Annotated in this window: 18 protein-coding genes; 17 read left to right on the top strand and 1 reads right to left on the bottom strand. The window is 73.2% G+C overall.

The window, feature by feature from the left end; genetic code table 11:
- Positions 1 to 31 precede the first annotated feature (31 nt).
- Entirely contained in the window at positions 32 to 319 is a 288-nt protein-coding gene (locus tag SFC76_RS13845) for a hypothetical protein (RefSeq protein ID WP_322850012.1), read from the top strand.
- A gap of 160 nt (positions 320 to 479) precedes the next feature.
- Here the strand turns inward: SFC76_RS13845 and SFC76_RS13840 are convergent, their stop codons facing one another.
- Positions 480 to 1,178, bottom strand: coding sequence for a PAS domain-containing protein (locus SFC76_RS13840; protein WP_322850011.1), 699 nt, complete (start codon positions 1,176 to 1,178; stop codon positions 480 to 482).
- A gap of 407 nt (positions 1,179 to 1,585) precedes the next feature.
- Here SFC76_RS13840 and SFC76_RS13835 point away from each other — a divergent pair, with 407 nt between their 5' ends.
- The 16 genes from SFC76_RS13835 to SFC76_RS13760 all read left to right on the top strand — a co-directional run bounded on the left by SFC76_RS13835 (position 1,586) and on the right by SFC76_RS13760 (position 14,720).
- Entirely contained in the window at positions 1,586 to 2,098 is a 513-nt protein-coding gene (locus tag SFC76_RS13835) for a hypothetical protein (RefSeq protein ID WP_322850010.1), read from the top strand.
- Positions 2,095 to 3,420, top strand: a complete 1,326-nt coding sequence (locus SFC76_RS13830) for a DNA-packaging protein (protein ID WP_322850009.1) — start codon at positions 2,095 to 2,097, stop codon at positions 3,418 to 3,420. The genes SFC76_RS13835 and SFC76_RS13830 overlap by 4 nt, the downstream gene beginning before the upstream one ends.
- 202 nt (positions 3,421 to 3,622) lie before the next feature.
- Positions 3,623 to 4,726, top strand: coding sequence for a phage portal protein (locus SFC76_RS13825; RefSeq protein ID WP_322850008.1), 1,104 nt, complete (start codon positions 3,623 to 3,625; stop codon positions 4,724 to 4,726).
- Positions 4,723 to 5,025 (top strand): DUF6127 family protein, encoded by a 303-nt coding sequence (locus SFC76_RS13820; RefSeq protein ID WP_322850007.1) that lies wholly within the window; start codon positions 4,723 to 4,725, stop codon positions 5,023 to 5,025. The genes SFC76_RS13825 and SFC76_RS13820 overlap by 4 nt, the downstream gene beginning before the upstream one ends.
- Positions 5,013 to 5,396 carry an HK97 family phage prohead protease gene (locus SFC76_RS13815; protein WP_322850006.1) on the top strand — a complete coding sequence of 128 codons (384 nt, stop codon included), beginning with the start codon at positions 5,013 to 5,015 and terminating at the stop codon, positions 5,394 to 5,396. The genes SFC76_RS13820 and SFC76_RS13815 overlap by 13 nt, the downstream gene beginning before the upstream one ends.
- Before the next feature lie 37 nt (positions 5,397 to 5,433).
- Positions 5,434 to 6,459 (top strand): phage major capsid protein, encoded by a 1,026-nt coding sequence (locus SFC76_RS13810; RefSeq protein ID WP_322850005.1) that lies wholly within the window; start codon positions 5,434 to 5,436, stop codon positions 6,457 to 6,459.
- A 17-nt stretch (positions 6,460 to 6,476) separates the two neighbouring features.
- The gene (locus tag SFC76_RS13805) at positions 6,477 to 6,950 is read left to right on the top strand and encodes a hypothetical protein (RefSeq protein ID WP_322850004.1); all 474 of its coding nucleotides are present in this window, start codon (positions 6,477 to 6,479) and stop codon (positions 6,948 to 6,950) included.
- A complete protein-coding gene (gene gp17 / locus SFC76_RS13800) occupies positions 6,947 to 7,330 on the top strand; it encodes a tail completion protein gp17 (protein WP_322850003.1) in 384 nt (127 codons plus the stop codon). The genes SFC76_RS13805 and gp17 overlap by 4 nt, the downstream gene beginning before the upstream one ends.
- A gap of 12 nt (positions 7,331 to 7,342) precedes the next feature.
- Entirely contained in the window at positions 7,343 to 7,750 is a 408-nt protein-coding gene (locus SFC76_RS13795) for a phage major tail protein, TP901-1 family (RefSeq protein ID WP_322850002.1), read from the top strand.
- Positions 7,747 to 8,064, top strand: coding sequence for a gene transfer agent family protein (locus SFC76_RS13790; protein ID WP_322850001.1), 318 nt, complete (start codon positions 7,747 to 7,749; stop codon positions 8,062 to 8,064). Before SFC76_RS13795 ends, SFC76_RS13790 begins: the two co-directional genes overlap by 4 nt.
- Positions 8,065 to 8,111: 47 nt before the next feature.
- Complete coding sequence (locus SFC76_RS13785) at positions 8,112 to 8,261, top strand: phage tail assembly chaperone (protein WP_416222428.1); 150 nt, start codon at positions 8,112 to 8,114, stop codon at positions 8,259 to 8,261.
- On the top strand, positions 8,254 to 8,859 hold the full coding sequence (locus SFC76_RS13780; protein ID WP_322849999.1) for a tail tape measure protein: 606 nt from the start codon (positions 8,254 to 8,256) through the stop codon (positions 8,857 to 8,859). The genes SFC76_RS13785 and SFC76_RS13780 overlap by 8 nt, the downstream gene beginning before the upstream one ends.
- A gap of 252 nt (positions 8,860 to 9,111) precedes the next feature.
- Positions 9,112 to 11,379 (top strand): DUF2460 domain-containing protein, encoded by a 2,268-nt coding sequence (locus SFC76_RS13775; RefSeq protein ID WP_322849998.1) that lies wholly within the window; start codon positions 9,112 to 9,114, stop codon positions 11,377 to 11,379.
- Positions 11,376 to 12,173 carry a DUF2163 domain-containing protein gene (locus tag SFC76_RS13770; protein WP_322849997.1) on the top strand — a complete coding sequence of 266 codons (798 nt, stop codon included), beginning with the start codon at positions 11,376 to 11,378 and terminating at the stop codon, positions 12,171 to 12,173. The genes SFC76_RS13775 and SFC76_RS13770 overlap by 4 nt, the downstream gene beginning before the upstream one ends.
- Complete coding sequence (locus SFC76_RS13765) at positions 12,166 to 12,561, top strand: peptidoglycan endopeptidase (RefSeq protein WP_322849996.1); 396 nt, start codon at positions 12,166 to 12,168, stop codon at positions 12,559 to 12,561. The genes SFC76_RS13770 and SFC76_RS13765 overlap by 8 nt, the downstream gene beginning before the upstream one ends.
- The gene (locus SFC76_RS13760) at positions 12,561 to 14,720 is read left to right on the top strand and encodes a phage tail protein (RefSeq protein ID WP_322849995.1); all 2,160 of its coding nucleotides are present in this window, start codon (positions 12,561 to 12,563) and stop codon (positions 14,718 to 14,720) included. The genes SFC76_RS13765 and SFC76_RS13760 overlap by 1 nt, the downstream gene beginning before the upstream one ends.
- Positions 14,721 to 14,722: the final 2 nt, after the last annotated feature.

The following is a 14,722-nucleotide window of genomic DNA, read 5'->3' as shown; positions in this document are numbered from 1 at the left end:
TTCGTTGAGCGGATGGACGAGGGCGGCAATCATGGACGGCAGCGGTACCGGCGACGACGAAGATACCGAACGATTGCGCGGGCAGGACGCCAAGCTGCAGCCGCTGGGGCAGGCGTTGCGCGCGACGTACGATGCCGACAATCACGCCAGCCTGTCGAAGGACGTCACCGGTCTGATGCTCGATCTGGCGCACGTGCCGTTCGAGCCGCATGAGTTCCAGCCGTTGCTGGGCGACTCGTTGCGACCCACCATACCGCGCGGGTGGCTCGCAAGGGCACGGCTGGCGTTGCGGTCGCGCGCGGCGACGCGATCGCGCTGACCGGTCAGGACCGATCGATCTCTCGTAAATTCCTCCCCCTGGCGGTGGCGCGCGAAAAAGTCGTGACGGAGGCCGAGGATACGACAGCCGCGGACATCGCTTACCTCCCCTCCGTCATGCCTTCGGCATGCCACCTCCCGCTGGCGGGGGAGGAATTTACCTAGGCCTCGACCGGTGCGCCCTGGGCGACGGCGAGGAGCGAGCCGAAGATCGCCTCCAGCATCGTCAGCGCCTGCGGGCTCAAACGGATCGGCGTATCCTCCATGATCGGGCCGGGGCGTTCGAGTTCGATGAAGCCGGCGTTGCCGAGCGCGAGCAGCCAGCGCCGTGCGAGCAGCCAGTCCACCGCGATCCGCGTCGCGATCTCGCCGCCCTGGATCGCCTTCGCCTCCGCCTCGGCGACATAGGCGCTGAGCAGGATCTCAGTCGCGGGGTTGCCGATGAGCGATTGGCCGAAGGATTGCTTGCCGCTGCGGATCGCGGTGAGCAGCAGCCGCGCCATCCGCCATTGCGATTCGACCGTCGAAGGCGAAGTGGTCTGTTCGCGCAGCGGCTGGCAGGTCACCGCGAGCTTGCGGTCGTCGCCCACCCCCATGCGCGAGACGTGCAGATTGACCCAGAGCGCGCTGCCGTCGGGGCGAACGTGGCGCTGCGAGAAGAATCGCGGTTCGCCGGTGTCGAGGATACGCCGCAAATGGCGTTCGGCGGCGGTGCGGTCGGCCTCGGCCAGCGTGTCCAACACATTGCGGCCGATCACCGCGTCGCGGGGCAGACCGAGAATCGCCTCATAGGCCGAATCGACTTCGGCCACGGTAAGGTCGCCGGCGATCAGGCCATGCGCGGCCGGACCCAATGCCATCCTCATAAAAAGCCTTTTCCGTTCAGCGATGTACGTTTTCTGGTCATTGCCGAACGGCCCGTCCTGATCGATGTCACCCGAGCCATGGCTGCCGCAGAATTGCGCGAGACGGCGGCCGGGAGTCACATCCTATGCTGCGATGGACCCGTTTGTGACACAATTTGTTGGACAGGTCGATGCGCGAATGCGTGTGATTATCGCAAGTTACAAACTCTCCTTCAACCAGTGGAATAGTAACAGCACGGATGAAAACCGTGCTATCCTATTTGGTACAAAGCGCTTGACATCGTCACGCTGTTAGGGTACATAACAGGAACGATGAGGAATTGCGGGTCGGGCCGGAGCGGTCGGGGTGGAAGCCCCGCCGCTGCCGGCCCGATCGCGTTTTGGCGAACGGGGGGCGAAAGATGGCGGTAGGTATCGCGGCAGACCAAGACGGGGCCACGCCCGACCAACGCGAGACGATCACGATCGTGCTGCCCGAGCGCGGCCGACGCGTGCGGTGGACGGCGGCGCTGACCGACGCATTCATGGATCATCTGTCGCGCACCGGGAACATCAGCGCGGCGGCACGGCGAATCGGGATCGATCCGGCGCAGGCCTATTACCGGCAGCGGACCAACGCCGCCTTCCGCGAAGCCTGGCGGGCGGCGCTCGACGCGGGCTATCTGACGATCGAGACGCAGGCGATGGCCTATGTCCTGTCGGGCGGCGATGCGGCGGCGGCGGACACCGGCACGGGCCGCTTCGACTGGGACCATGGGCTGCGGCTGCTCATCTGGCACGACCAGCGGCGGGCCGGGCGCGAACAGCGCGGCAAACCGCCGCGGCAGGTGACGACGCGCGAGGAGAGCGATGCGCTGATCCTCCGGCGGCTCGCCACGCTCGCCAAGCGCAAGCAGAACGAGACGGCGGCATGAGCGACGCGACGACCGATATCTTCGCGGCGCTCGCCGGGCTGTCCGAGGCGGACCGCACATGGCTGGTCCGGTCGCTGCCGGGGCCGATGCAACGCGAGCTTGCGGAGCGCTGGGTGGGCGGCTGGGCGCAGCACGGGCAGGCGCCGCCGGTGGCGGGCGACTGGCGGATCTGGCTGATCCGCGCCGGGCGCGGCTTCGGCAAGACGCGTGCCGGGGCGGAATGGGTGACCGCGGTCGCCGGTGCCGACGACGGCGCCGAGATCGCGCTGGTCGGCGCGACCGCGGCGGACGTGCGCCGGGTGATGATCGAGGGGCCGAGCGGCGTGCGCGCCGTCGCCAAGACCGGGCAGACGCCACGCTATACGGTGTCGCGGGGCGAGGTCCGCTGGCCCAACGGTGCGGTGGCGCGGATCTATTCGGCGGATGTGCCGGATCAGCTGCGCGGCCCCGAACACAGCGCCGCCTGGTGCGACGAGCTGGCCAAATGGCGGCGCGGCGATGCCGCCTGGGACAATCTGCTGATGGGGCTGCGGCGCGGCGTGCAACCGCGGGTGGTGGTGACGACGACGCCGCGGCCGACCGCGCTGATGAAGCGGGTGCTGCGCGCCCGCGGGCTGGTCGAGACGCGCGGGGCGACGCGCGACAATCCGTTCCTGCCCGCGGTCTTCGTCGATCATGTCGAGGATGCCTATGGCGGCACGCTGTTGGGCCGGCAGGAGCTGGATGGCGAGATGATCGAGGATCTCGCCGGTGCCTTGTGGTCACGGGCGCGGATCGAGGCGAGCCGCGGCGTCGCGCCCGCGGAGCTGGTGCGCGTGGTGATCGGCGTCGATCCGCCGGCGGGCAGCGATGCCGGCGCGGGCGACGCCTGCGGGATCGTCGCGGTCGGGCGCGACGGCGACGGCCTCGCCTATGTGCTGGAGGATGCGAGCGTGGCGGCGGCGTCGCCCGAGGGCTGGGCGCGCGCGGTGGCGGATTGCGCGGCGCGGCATCGCGCCGACCGGGTGGTGGCGGAGGCCAATCAGGGCGGGCAGATGGTGCGATCGGTGCTGCTCGCCGCCGACGTCGCGCTGCCGGTGACTTTGGTGCGCGCGAGCCGCGGCAAGGTCGCGCGCGCCGAACCGGTGGCGACGCTCTACGAGCGCGACCGGGTGCGGCATTGCGGCCGGTTCGCCGCGCTGGAGGACGAGATGTGCGGGCTGGTCGCGGGCGGCGGCTATCACGGGCCGGGGCGGTCGCCGGACCGGGCGGATGCCCTGGTGTGGGCGATGAACGAGCTGATGCTCGGCCGGCGCGCGCGGGCGGGGGTGCGGGGGTTGTAGGGGGGCGCCTGGGGTGAGCCTTCTAACTCCTCCCCCGCCAGGGGGAGGTGGCGCGCCCGAAGGGCGTGACGGAGGGGGAGGATACGGCACGTTCGCCGTATGTGGAAACGCCCCCTCCACCACCGGCCTGCGGCCGGCGGTCCCCCTCCCCCGCTGAAGCGAGGGAGGATTTTTGCCATCCTTTACATCACGGGAGATCATCATGCGGTTGTTCGGACGCAGGGGTGCGCGCGAGGGCGGGCGGCCGGCCTTGTCGCGTACGGGGACGGGGGTGGCGCTCGGCGAGTGGCCGCGGTCGTATGAGGCGCAGGTGCGCGAGGCCTTCGCGGGCAATGCGATCGCGCAGCGCGCGGTGAAGCTGGTGGCGGAGAGCGTCGCGGCGGCGCCGATCGCGGCGAGCGTGCCGGCGCTGGCGACGCTGGTCGCGGCGCGCTCGGGCGGGCAGGCGCTGCTGGAAAGCGCGGCGGCGCAGGTGCTGCTGCACGGCAACGCCTATGTGCAATTGCTGCGCGACGGCGGCGGCGGGGTGGCGGCGCTCTATGCGCTGCGGCCCGAGCGGGTCACCGCCGAGCTGGATGCGAGCGGCTGGCCGACCGCCTATGTCTATCGGGTCGGCGAGCGGCGGACGCGGCTGGATGCCGAGGGGCCGCGGCCCGACGTGGTGCATATCCGCAGCTTCAACCCGGTCGACGATCATTACGGCATGGGCTGCCTGGGCGCGGCGGCGGGGGCGGTCGCGGTGCACAATGCGGCGGCGCGCTGGAACAAGGCGCTGCTCGACAATGCGGCGCGGCCGTCGGGCGCGCTGGTCTACGATCCCGGCGACGGCGGCGCGCTGGCGCCCGACCAGTTCGAGCGGCTGAAGGCGGAGATGGAGGCGGGCTTCGCCGGCGCCGGCAATGCCGGGCGGCCGATGCTGCTGGAGGGGGGCCTGCGCTGGCAACCGCTGTCGCTGAGCCCCGCCGACATGGATTTCGTCGGGCTGAAGGCGGCGGCGGCGCGCGAGATCGCGCTCGCCTTCGGCGTGCCGCCGATGCTGCTCGGGCTGCCGGGCGATGCGACCTACGCCAATTATCGCGAGGCCAACCGGGCGCTGTGGCGGCTGACCGTGCTGCCGCTGGCGGAGACGATCCTCGCCGCGCTGGCGCAGGGGCTGGACGGCTGGTTCGAGGATGCGAGCCTCTCGGTCGACCTCGATCGCGTCGCGGCGCTGAGCGAGGATCGCGAGCGGTTGTGGGCGAGCGTCGCGGCGGCCGGCTTCCTGTCGGACGAGGAGAAACGCATGATGGTGGGAGTAGGACGATGAGCGAGGTTCTGGCGCAATTGATGGCGCAGGCGGCGCGCGAGGGCAGCAACATCGCGACGATGCGCGCGATCGCCGAGGAGGCGGGCGAGCTGTCGGCGATGCGCGCGCTCAAGCGGCTCGGGCTGGGCGACGAGGAGGCGCAGGGCGACCTGGCCGCGCTGCGCGAGCTGCTCGGCGCGTGGCGCGACGCCAAGCGCTCGGTGTGGAAGGCGGCGGCGGGGTGGCTGCTGCGGATCGCCGGGGCGCTGCTGCTGACGGGGCTGGCGGTGAAGCTGGGGTTCCGCGCATGGCTGGAGTGACCGCGCCGGTGCGCTTCGCGGGCTATGCGGCGCTGTTCGACCGTGCCGACCGCGCGGGCGACGTGATGCGCCCGGGGGCCTTTGCGGATGCCGGCGCGGTGCCGCTGCTGTGGCAGCATCGCGGGCGACCGGTGGGGCGGATCGTCGGCATCGGCGAGGATGCGCGCGGGCTGCGGATCGCGGGCGAGGTGGACGATCCGCGCGTCGCGGCGCTGGTGCGCGGGCACGCGATCGACGGCCTGTCGGTCGGCTATCGGCCGCTCAGCGTGGCGCAGGGCGCGCGGCGCGAATTGCTGCGCGTGGCGCTGGTCGAGGTGAGCCTCGTCGCAGTGCCGATGCAGCCGGGGGCGCGGATCGACCGGATCGACTGAGCCGGCGGCCAAGAGTTTTCAACCAAGGAGAATGAGCATGGACGTGGTCGATCGGCCGGCGTTGGACGGCGCGCGCATGGCGCGGGGGGACGGCGCGCGTGCGGCGCAGGCGGACGGAGCCTTCGAAGGCTTCGTGCGGCAGGGCGCGACGCTGGAGATGAAGGCGTTCACCGGGGTGAGCGGCGATGCGGGCGGCTATGCGGTGCCGCGCGAGATCGATGCGCGGATCGCGCGGGTGCTGACCGGCGCCTCGCCGATCCGCGCCATCGCCAATGTCGTGCAGGTCGGCTCGGCGGGCTATCGCAAGCTCATCACGACCGGCGGCACGCCGTCGGGCTGGGCGAGCGAGACCGGGCCGCGGCCCGAAACCGCGACGCCGGTGTTCACCGAACTGGTGCCGCCGATGGGCGAACTCTACGCCAACCCCTCGGCGAGCCAGGCGATGCTCGACGATGCGGCGTTCGACGTCGAGCAATGGCTGGCGGACGAGATCGCGGCGGAATTCGCGCATGCGGAGGGTGCGGCGTTCGTCGGCGGCAACGGCGTCAACCGGCCCAAGGGGTTCCTGACCCAGCCGGTGTCCACCGCGAAGGACGGCGCGCGGCCGCTGGGGACGCTGCAATATCTGCCCTCGGGCGCGGCGAGCGATTTCGGCGGCGCGGCCGACGAACGGCTGGTCGACCTGATGCAGAGCCTGCGCGCGCCGTACCGGCAGGGGGCGAGCTGGGTGATGAACGCCAATACGCTGGCGCGCATCCGCAAGCTGAAGGGCAGCGACGGCCATCCCTTGTGGCAGCCGGGGCTTGCCGAGGGGCAGCCGGCGCGGCTGCTCGGCTATCCCGTCGTCGAGGCGGAGGACATGCCCGATATCGCCGCCAACGCGGTCGCCATCGCCTTCGGCAATTTCGCCGCGGGCTATCTGATCGCCGAGCGTGCCGAAACCGCGATCCTGCGCGATCCCTACACCAACAAGCCGTTCGTCAGCTTCTACGCGACGCGGCGGATCGGTGGCTGCGTCGCCGACAGCGAGGCGATCAAGCTGATCAAATTCGCCGCCGCCTGAGCGGGGAAGGGGGAAATATGGAGGGGGCAATAGCGGCGGCGGCGGCGGCCGCGGCGGACTATCTGCGGCTGGGGGAGGCGGATGCGGTGCTCGGCCGTGCGGCGGCGACCGCATTGGCGCTGGGCGAGGCGTTCTGCGGGCAGCGGCTGGTCGTGCGCGGCTTCGAGCAGACGCTCGTCGCCGCGCCCGGCTGGCAGCGGCTGGCGGAGCTGCCGGTGCGGGCGATCACCGCACCGGCGGCGGGCGCGGGGATCGACATCGACGGCCACGGCATCGGCTGGGTGCGGAGCGGGGCGGCGGTGACGGTCGCTTATTCCGCGGGGCTGGCGGCGAGCTGGGACCTGCTCGCCGCGCCGTTGCAACAGGGCGTCGTGCTGCTCGCCGCGCATCTGTCCGAACATCGCGACGGGCGGGTCGAGCCGCCCGCCGCGGTGGCGGCGCTGTGGCGGCCGTATCGGCGGATGCGGCTGACGGCGGAGGCGCGGTCGTGAGCGCGGGGACGGTGCTGTACGCGGCGACGCTCGCGCACCTGCGGCGTCGGACGCGGGTGTTCGCCGCGCCGCCGCTGCGCGCGGCGATGCCGCGGGTGACGCTGGACGATCCGGTGCTGGCTGCGGCGGATGCGAGCGGCGTCAGCGGCCGGGTCGGGACGATCGCGGTGACCTATACCGATGTCGGCGAACAGCCCGACCGGCTGCGCGCGCTGATCGTCGCGGTCGAGACGGCGATGGAGGCGATGCCCGCCGACCTCGGCGCGGAGGGGTGGCGGCTCGCCGGGCTGCGGCTGGCGCGCAGCCGGCTGGTGCGCGGCAAGACCGAGCATTGGATCGGCACCAGCACGTTCGCGGTGCGGATGTTTCGGATCAACTGAAGGAGACGGGCGATGGCGGTGGAACGGGGCAGTGCGTTCCTGCTCAAGGTCGGCGACGGCGCGGCGGTGCCGGCGTTCGCGACGGTGGCGGGGCTGCGCACGACGCAATTGAGCGTCAACGGCGAAGCGGTGGTGGTGACCAGCAAGGATTCGGGCGGCTGGCGGCAATTGCTGTCGGGCGCCGGGGTGCGCAGCGTCAGCGTGTCGGGCGCGGGGGTGTTTACCGGCTCCGCCGCCGAGGCGCGGATCAAGGCGAGCGCGCTCGCGGGCACGATCGACGATTACCGGCTGAGCTTCGAGAGCGGCGATGCGATGACCGGGCGCTTCCTGGTCACCAAGCTGGACTATGCCGGCGATTTCAACGGCGAGCGATCCTATACGGTGAGCCTGGAGAGTTCCGGGCCGGTGGTGGCGTCGTGAGCGGCGCGGGCGCGAACCCGGCGCGCGGCGAATGCACGCTGCGGGTCGACGGCTGCGAGATGGTGCTGCGGCCGTCGTTCCAGGCGCTGGTCGCGGCGGAGCAGGAGCTGGGCTCGCTGTTCGACCTCGTCGTGCGCGCGACCGACGGCAAGCTGCGCATCGGCGAGCTGGTGGCGTTGTTCTGGCACTGCCTGCGCGAGCCGCCCGAGGGGATGACACGCGAGACGCTGGGCGAGGCGCTGATCGGGGTCGGGCTGGCGAAGCTGACGCCGGTGCTGCGCGACCTGCTCCACCAGATATTGGCGGGGCGGTGAGCGAGTTCGCGGCATGTGCGGTGCGGCTGGCGGGGTCTGCCGGGGCGATGCTGGGGTGGAGCCCCGACGCCTTCTGGCGGGCGACGCCGGCCGAACTGGCGGCGGTGGTGGCGGCGGCGAGCGGCGGCGGTGCGGTGGCGACGCCGCCCGACGCCGCGACGCTGGCGGCGATGCGGGAGGCGTTTCCGGATGGATGAGGTGGAGCGGATGATGGTCGGCGTGCACGCCGACACGGCGGGGTTCGCGCGCGAGGTGGAGGCGATGCGCGGGACGCTGGAAGGCTCGCTCGGCGCCGGGGCGGAGCGGGCGGGGCGGTCGATCGAGGCCGCGCTGCTGCGCGCGGTGCGCAGCGGCACGTTCGGTTTCGAGGAGCTGAAGGGCGTCGCGCTGGCGGCGATGGCGCAGATCGCCAAGGCGGCGCTGCACGCCGGCGTCGGGGCGGTGCTGGGGGGATCGCGCGCCGGCGGACCGCGCGACGGGCCGTGGCCGTCCGGCGGGGGCTGTTTCGGGATCGGGGTGCCGGCGTCGTTGTCCAACCTGTTGCTCGGGCTGGGGCTGCCCGGCCGCGCGACCGGCGGGCCGGTGGCGCCGGGGCGCGGCTATGTCGTCGGCGAGCGCGGGCCGGAGCTGTTCGTGCCGACCGCGAGCGGGCGGGTCGAGGCGGCACCGGCGGCGGGCGCGCGCGACGTGCGGGTGACGATCCACGTGCAGGCCGGGGCGGGGGAAGCGCCGGCAGCGATGGAACGGTCGAGCCGGCAGGTCGCGCGAGCGGTGCGCGCGGCGCTGGAGGGGTGAGGCGGCGCGGTCGCGTTCGGGGGGAGGCGCATAGGATTTGTTCGCGCGAAGACGCGAAGGCGCGAAGAGGGCGGTCGTTAGGGCGCGTCGCCTTCACCCCTCTTTCGTCATCCCGGCGGAAGCCGGGACCTATGGTTGGGGGACATGGGGTGTGGCGCGCCGTTGTGGGCGTCGCGGGTCCATGGGTCCCGGCCTGCGCCGGGATGACGGAGGGGCGGGGGCTGTCCACCGCCGGCACAGGGGAGATCCGATATGGCGTATTGGCTGTGCTCCCGGCGGGAGCAGCAGGCGGAGGGGGTCGTCTCGCGGTTCGATCCGCGGTTCTGGACGGTCAATTTCCCGCGGCCGATGATGGCGGCGGTGACCAATCCCGCGGCGGATGCGATGCGGGTCGATGCGGTCTTCCATACACGCGCCGATCTCGCCGGGCTGATCTGGGAGGCGGAGGACCGGTTCGATCATCCGTTGCTGCGCTATGAGACCGATCGCGATTTCCGCGGCTGCCGGTTGCGGTTCCGCTGGCGCTCGGCGGGGATCAAGGCGCTGGATGCGGTCAACGGGCCGACGCTGACGATCGAGGGGCGCGATGCCGCGGGGGTGGCGCGGGCCTGGTATGTCAGGCTGTGGAATTACGCGGTGGGCACGCCCGAGGATGCGGTCGTCACGCTCGATTTCGCGCGGCTGTCGGGCGGGTTCCGCTTGCCCGACGAGGCGCAGCCGGTGTGGGCGGGGGATGTCGACCGGCTGTTCGTGTCGCTGGTCGCGCCGGAGTATGACGGCAGCGCCGCGGCACTGCCGGCGGCGCGGGAGGGCTGGGTCGAGCTGACCGGCATCGCCTGCGACGGGCCGGGGGCGGTGCTGGCGATCGGCGACGCGGTCATGCCAGAGCACGGCTTCGCCATCGCGAGCGGCTATGACGACAGCTACAATCTCACCCCGGCGCGGTTGCTGCGCAATGCGCTGCATCTGGGGTATCGCGGCGCGATCACGCATTACGTCGGGATGAGCCATTATTTCCGGCTCGATGCGCTGTACGGCGGCTTCTACGTCGGGCTGAGCGGCGGGGTACTCAACGTCGCCTGCGCCGCGTGGCATCGCGATTTCGCCGCCCGCGCTGGGATGTTCGGCTACGATGTCATCTGGTCGCTGAGCTACGAATTGCTCGACGCGCATTGCTGGAACGACTGGAAGCAGCGTGCCGCCGACGGCGCGCCGGCGCAGACCGGCTGGGTGCCGCCGTCGACCCTGCTGTCGCCGTCGCACGACGGGGCGATGGGATACCTGCGGCAGGTCGCCGCGGCGTTCGTCGCGATCGGCGTCGCCGCGGGGCTGGCGCCGATGTTCCAGGTCGGCGAGCCGTGGTGGTGGACGATGGCGGACGGGCGGCCGTGCCTTTACGACGCGGCGGCGGTGGCGGCGTTCGCGCCGGTGGCGATCCCCTCGGTCCGCGGGACGCTGGACGCGGCGCAGCGCGTGACGCTGGATCGCGCCGGGACGGCGCTGGCGGCGTCGACCGCGGCGCTGGTCGCGGCGGTGAAGACGGCGTTTCCGGGGTGCCGGAGCCATCTGCTCACCTATCTGCCGACGGTGCTCGACCCCGCGGCGCCCGAGCTGAAGCGCGCCAACATGCCGCCCGGCTGGGCGGCGCCGGCGTTCGATGTGCTGCAGCTCGAGGATTACGACTGGGTCACCGCGGGGGACGGCGCCGCGACCGCGCGCGGCGTCGCCGCGGCGCAGGCGCGGCTCGGCTATCCGCCGGCGCGGCAGCATTATCTCGCCGGGTTCGTGCTGCGCGGCGACCAGGCGGCGGCGCATTGGCCGCTGATCGAGGCGGCGGCGCTGGCGGCGCGGACGCGCGGCGTCGCGGCGGCGGTGCTGTGGGCGCTGCCGCAGGTGATGCGCGACGGCTTCGTCCATTTCGAGGGGGAGGATGACGTGCAGGATTACGACGACGTGCTGTTCCCGATCGCGCTTGGGCGCGAGGCGGCGGTGATCCCGGGCTTCGCGACGACGATCCTGACCGCGGCGGGCGGCGCCGAGCAGCGCAACGCCGGCTGGGCGGAGGCGCGGACGGGCTACGATGTCGGGCCGGGGGTGCGCAGCGAGGCGGATATCGCGACGCTGCTCGCCTTCTTCCGCGCGCGGATGGGGCCGGCGCGTGCGTTCCGCTTGCGCGATCCGTTCGATGCGGGCGCAACCGACGCGCCGCTCGGCAGCGGCGACGGGGTGCGGCGGCGGTTCGCCCTGGTCAAACGTTATGATGCGGCGACGCGGCGGATCGTGCGGCCGGTGGCGGGCAGCGTGCGCGTCGCGGTGGATGGCGTCGCGACGCAGGGCTTCGTGCTGGAGGCGGGGGGCGTGGTGCTGCTCGATACCGCGCCGGCGGCGGGGGCGGTGGTGCGCGCGAGCTTCGCCTTCGACGTGGTCGTCCGCTTCGCCGAGGACCGGTTGCGGGTGAGCCGCGCGACCTTCCTCGCCGGCGAGGCCGTCTCGGTGCCGCTCATCGAGGTGCGCGCGTGACCGCGCTGTCGTGCGTCGCCTTCTGCTGGCGGATCGAGCGGCGCGACGGCGTGGCGATCGGGCTGACCACGCACGACCGCGATCTCGTCGTCGACGGGCTGGTGCATCGCGCCGCGCCGGGGATGGTGCCGTCGGCGATCGAACGCTCGGCGGGGCTGGAGGCGGATACGATGGACGTGCGCGGCAGCCTGACCAGCGCGGCGATCGGCGAGGCGGACCTGCTCGCCGGGCGCTGGGACGGGGCGCGGGTGCGGCTGTTCGCGGTCGACTGGGAGACGGGGGCGCTCGTCGCCGAGCTGGGCGAGGGGCGGATCGGTGCGGTCGAGCTGGGCGAGGACGGCTTCACCGCCGAGCTGGCGGGGGCAAGCGCGGCGCTCGACCGGCCGGTGGTGGAGGAGACGTCGGCGGAATGCCGCGCCGAGCTGGGCGACCGGCGCTGCCGCGTCGCGATGGCGGGGCGGCGGCGGTTCGCGCGCGTGGTGGCGGTCGCCGACCGGGTGGTGACGCTGGACGCCGCGGAGCCGGTGGCGGGGGCCTATGCGGGCGGGGTGTTGCGCTGGTGCGGCGGCGCGAACGGCGGGCTGGTGCAGGCGATCGACCTGTCCGCCGGGACGAGCGTGACGCTGCGCGGTGCGCCGGCCTTTGCGGTGGCGGCGGGGGCGTTGGTGGAACTGGTCGAGGGGTGCGACAAGAGCTTCGCGACGTGCACGGCGCGGTTCGGCAATGCGGCGAACTTCCGCGGCGAACCGCATCTGCCGGGGGTCGACCTGCTGACCCGCTATCCCGGTGGGTGAGCGCGTCGCGCAGGTCGCCTCGGGATTGGTGGGCGCGCCGTTCCGGCTGCACGGACGCGAGGCGGCGCATGGCCTCGATTGTATCGGGGTGATCGCGGCGGCGTTGCGCGGGGCGGGCTGGGCCGGCGACGTGCCGAGCGGATATGCGCTGCGGGGCGGCGATCCCGCCGCGGTGATCGCACGGTTCGATGCGGCGCTGGCACGGGGCGACGGCAGCGCGGCGGGTGACGTGCTGCTGTTCCGGGTCGGGCCGGGGCAGCTGCATGGCGCGGTGCGGACGGCCGAGGGCATCGTCCATGCCGATGCGGGCTTGCGGCGGGTGGTCGCGCGGCCCGGCGTGCCGGACTGGCCGCTGCTGGGGGCCTGGCGATACGAGGGGAGGGGCTGATGGCGACGCTGGTGCTGAGCACGGTCGGGCAGATGGTCGGCGGGCCGATCGGCGGCGCGGTCGGGGCGATCCTCGGTCAGGCGATCGACGGACGGCTGTTCCGCGGCGCGGCGCGCGAGGGGCCGCGGCTGACCGAACTGGCGGTGCAGACGTCGAGCTACGGCACGGCGCTGCCCAAGATCTTCGGGACGATGCGGGTCGCCGGCACGGTGATCTGGTCGACCGATCTGATCGAGACGCGCAGCAGCCAGCGCGGCGGCAAGGGGCAGCCGGGGACCAACAGCTACGCCTATTCGGCGAGCTTCGCGGTGGCGCTGTCGGCACGGCCGATCCTGGCGGTGCGGCGGATCTGGGCGGAGGGCAAGCTGCTGCGCGGTGCGGCCGGCGACTGGAAGAGCCAGACCGGGTTCCGCCTGCACTTGGGGAGCGAGGATCAGCCGGTCGATCCGCTGATCGCCTCGGCGATGGGGAAGACGCCGGCCTATCGCGGGATCGCTTATGCGGTGTTCGAGGGGATGCAGCTCGGCGCTTTCGGCAACCGCATCCCGTCGCTGACCTTCGAGCTGGTCGCGGATGCCGCGGCGGTGGGATGCGGCGCGATCGCCGCGGCGCTCGCGCCCGAGGTGGTGGCGGGCGGCGGGCTGGCGCTCGACGGCTTTGCGGCGTCGGGGGCGAGCGTGCGCGGGGTGCTCGATACGCTGGCGATGCTGGACGGCGGCTGGTGGCGGACCACGGGCGCGCGACTGGTGCGGCAGGGCGATAGCGGCACGGCGCTGGTGGTCGCGGATGCGGGCATGGCGGCGAGCGGGCGGACGGCACGGCGGCGGAGGACGGTGGCGGCGCTGGCGAGCGTCCCGCGCGAGGTGGCGGTGGCGCATCACGACCTGGCGCGCGATTATCAGATCGGCGTCCAGCGCGTCCGCCGCCCCGGCGCCGGCGAGCGGATCGACCGGGTCGAGCTGCCCGCGGTGGTCGCGGCAGCGACCGCGAAGCGGGTCGCGGCGGCGCTGGTGGCGCGCGGCGAGGTCGAGCGGACGCGGCGGGAGGTGGTGCTGGGGGTCGAGGGGCTCGGCATCGCGCCGGGCGCGATCGTCGCACTCGCCGACGAGGCGGGACGCTGGCGGGTCGCGGCGAGCAGCGTGTCGGGGATGATGACGACGCTGACCCTGGTGCCGCTCGGCGCGATGCCGGCGCTGGCGAGCGCGAGCAGCGGGCGGGTGGCGGCGGCGCCCGACCGGCCGATCGGCCGGACATGGCTGATCGCGGCGGAGCTGCCGGGGCTCGGCGAGGTGCCGCTGAGCGCGCCGCGGGTGAGCGTGTTCGCGACCGGCGAGGGGGCGGGGTGGCGGCAGGCGGCGCTGCTCTACAGCCTCGACGACGGGGCGAGCTGGACCGGGGCGGGGGCGACCGCGGTGCCGGCGACGATCGGCCGGATCGAAATCCCGCCGGCGGCGGCGTCGGCGCTGCTCGCCGACCGGCGCAGCCGGGCGGTGGTGGTGCTGCGGCGAGGCGACATGACGCTGGGCGACGCCGATGCGACGAGCCTGGTGCGTGGCGACAACCTAGCGCTGCTCGGCGACGAGCTCATCCAGTTCGAGCGCGCGGCGCCGCTGGGGGAGGGGCGCTGGGCGTTGACCGGCCTCTATCGCGGGCTGCGCGGCACCGAGGCGGCGATCGGCACGCAAGCCGCCGGCGACCGGTTCGTCCTGATCGAGCCGGAGGCGGTCGCGACGATCGACCTGCCGGTGGCGGCGATCGGACGACGGCTGCGTCTGCTCGCCAGCGGGGTGGGCGATGCCGACGGGCCGGCGGAAACCACGGTGGCGATCACCGGCGCGTCGGTGGCGCCGCCCGCGCCGGTCCGTGCCGTCGCCGAGACGCAGGGAGATGGCGGGCTGGCGATCCGCTGGACGCGACGCAGCCGGGCCGGCTGGGCGTGGTCCGACGGCGTCGACGCGCCGCTGGTCGAGGAGGCGGAGGCCTATCGGCTGACGGTCACTGGGGCGGACGGCACGCGGCGGGTGGTCGAGACGGCGGCGCCGTATCTGCGCTTTGCCGCCGGCGAGCGACCGCCACCCGGCACGACGATCGCGATCGTCCAGCAGGGTACGCTGGTCGCATCGCAGCCGGCACGTATTTCCCTTTCGGATGGAGCATGACG

The organism is Sphingomonas sp. CD22 (assembly GCF_034556155.1).
GTDB lineage: Bacteria > Pseudomonadota > Alphaproteobacteria > Sphingomonadales > Sphingomonadaceae > Sphingomonas.
This window is presented reverse-complemented; position numbering and strand designations above follow the sequence as displayed.

Excerpts from the sequence above, each read along its gene's own strand:
- SFC76_RS13845 (WP_322850012.1), top strand. The coding sequence starts at position 32 with ATGGACGGCAGCGGTACCGGCGACGACGAAGATACCGAACGATTGCGC.
- SFC76_RS13840 (WP_322850011.1), bottom strand. The coding sequence starts at position 1,178 with ATGGCATTGGGTCCGGCCGCGCATGGCCTGATCGCCGGCGACCTTACC.
- SFC76_RS13835 (WP_322850010.1), top strand. The coding sequence starts at position 1,586 with ATGGCGGTAGGTATCGCGGCAGACCAAGACGGGGCCACGCCCGACCAA.
- SFC76_RS13830 (WP_322850009.1), top strand. The coding sequence starts at position 2,095 with ATGAGCGACGCGACGACCGATATCTTCGCGGCGCTCGCCGGGCTGTCC.
- SFC76_RS13825 (WP_322850008.1), top strand. The coding sequence starts at position 3,623 with ATGCGGTTGTTCGGACGCAGGGGTGCGCGCGAGGGCGGGCGGCCGGCC.
- SFC76_RS13820 (WP_322850007.1), top strand. The coding sequence starts at position 4,723 with ATGAGCGAGGTTCTGGCGCAATTGATGGCGCAGGCGGCGCGCGAGGGC.
- SFC76_RS13815 (WP_322850006.1), top strand. The coding sequence starts at position 5,013 with ATGGCTGGAGTGACCGCGCCGGTGCGCTTCGCGGGCTATGCGGCGCTG.
- SFC76_RS13810 (WP_322850005.1), top strand. The coding sequence starts at position 5,434 with ATGGACGTGGTCGATCGGCCGGCGTTGGACGGCGCGCGCATGGCGCGG.
- SFC76_RS13805 (WP_322850004.1), top strand. The coding sequence starts at position 6,477 with ATGGAGGGGGCAATAGCGGCGGCGGCGGCGGCCGCGGCGGACTATCTG.
- SFC76_RS13795 (WP_322850002.1), top strand. The coding sequence starts at position 7,343 with ATGGCGGTGGAACGGGGCAGTGCGTTCCTGCTCAAGGTCGGCGACGGC.
- SFC76_RS13785 (WP_416222428.1), top strand. The coding sequence starts at position 8,112 with ATGCTGGGGTGGAGCCCCGACGCCTTCTGGCGGGCGACGCCGGCCGAA.
- SFC76_RS13780 (WP_322849999.1), top strand. The coding sequence starts at position 8,254 with ATGGATGAGGTGGAGCGGATGATGGTCGGCGTGCACGCCGACACGGCG.
- SFC76_RS13775 (WP_322849998.1), top strand. The coding sequence starts at position 9,112 with ATGGCGTATTGGCTGTGCTCCCGGCGGGAGCAGCAGGCGGAGGGGGTC.
- SFC76_RS13760 (WP_322849995.1), top strand. The coding sequence starts at position 12,561 with ATGGCGACGCTGGTGCTGAGCACGGTCGGGCAGATGGTCGGCGGGCCG.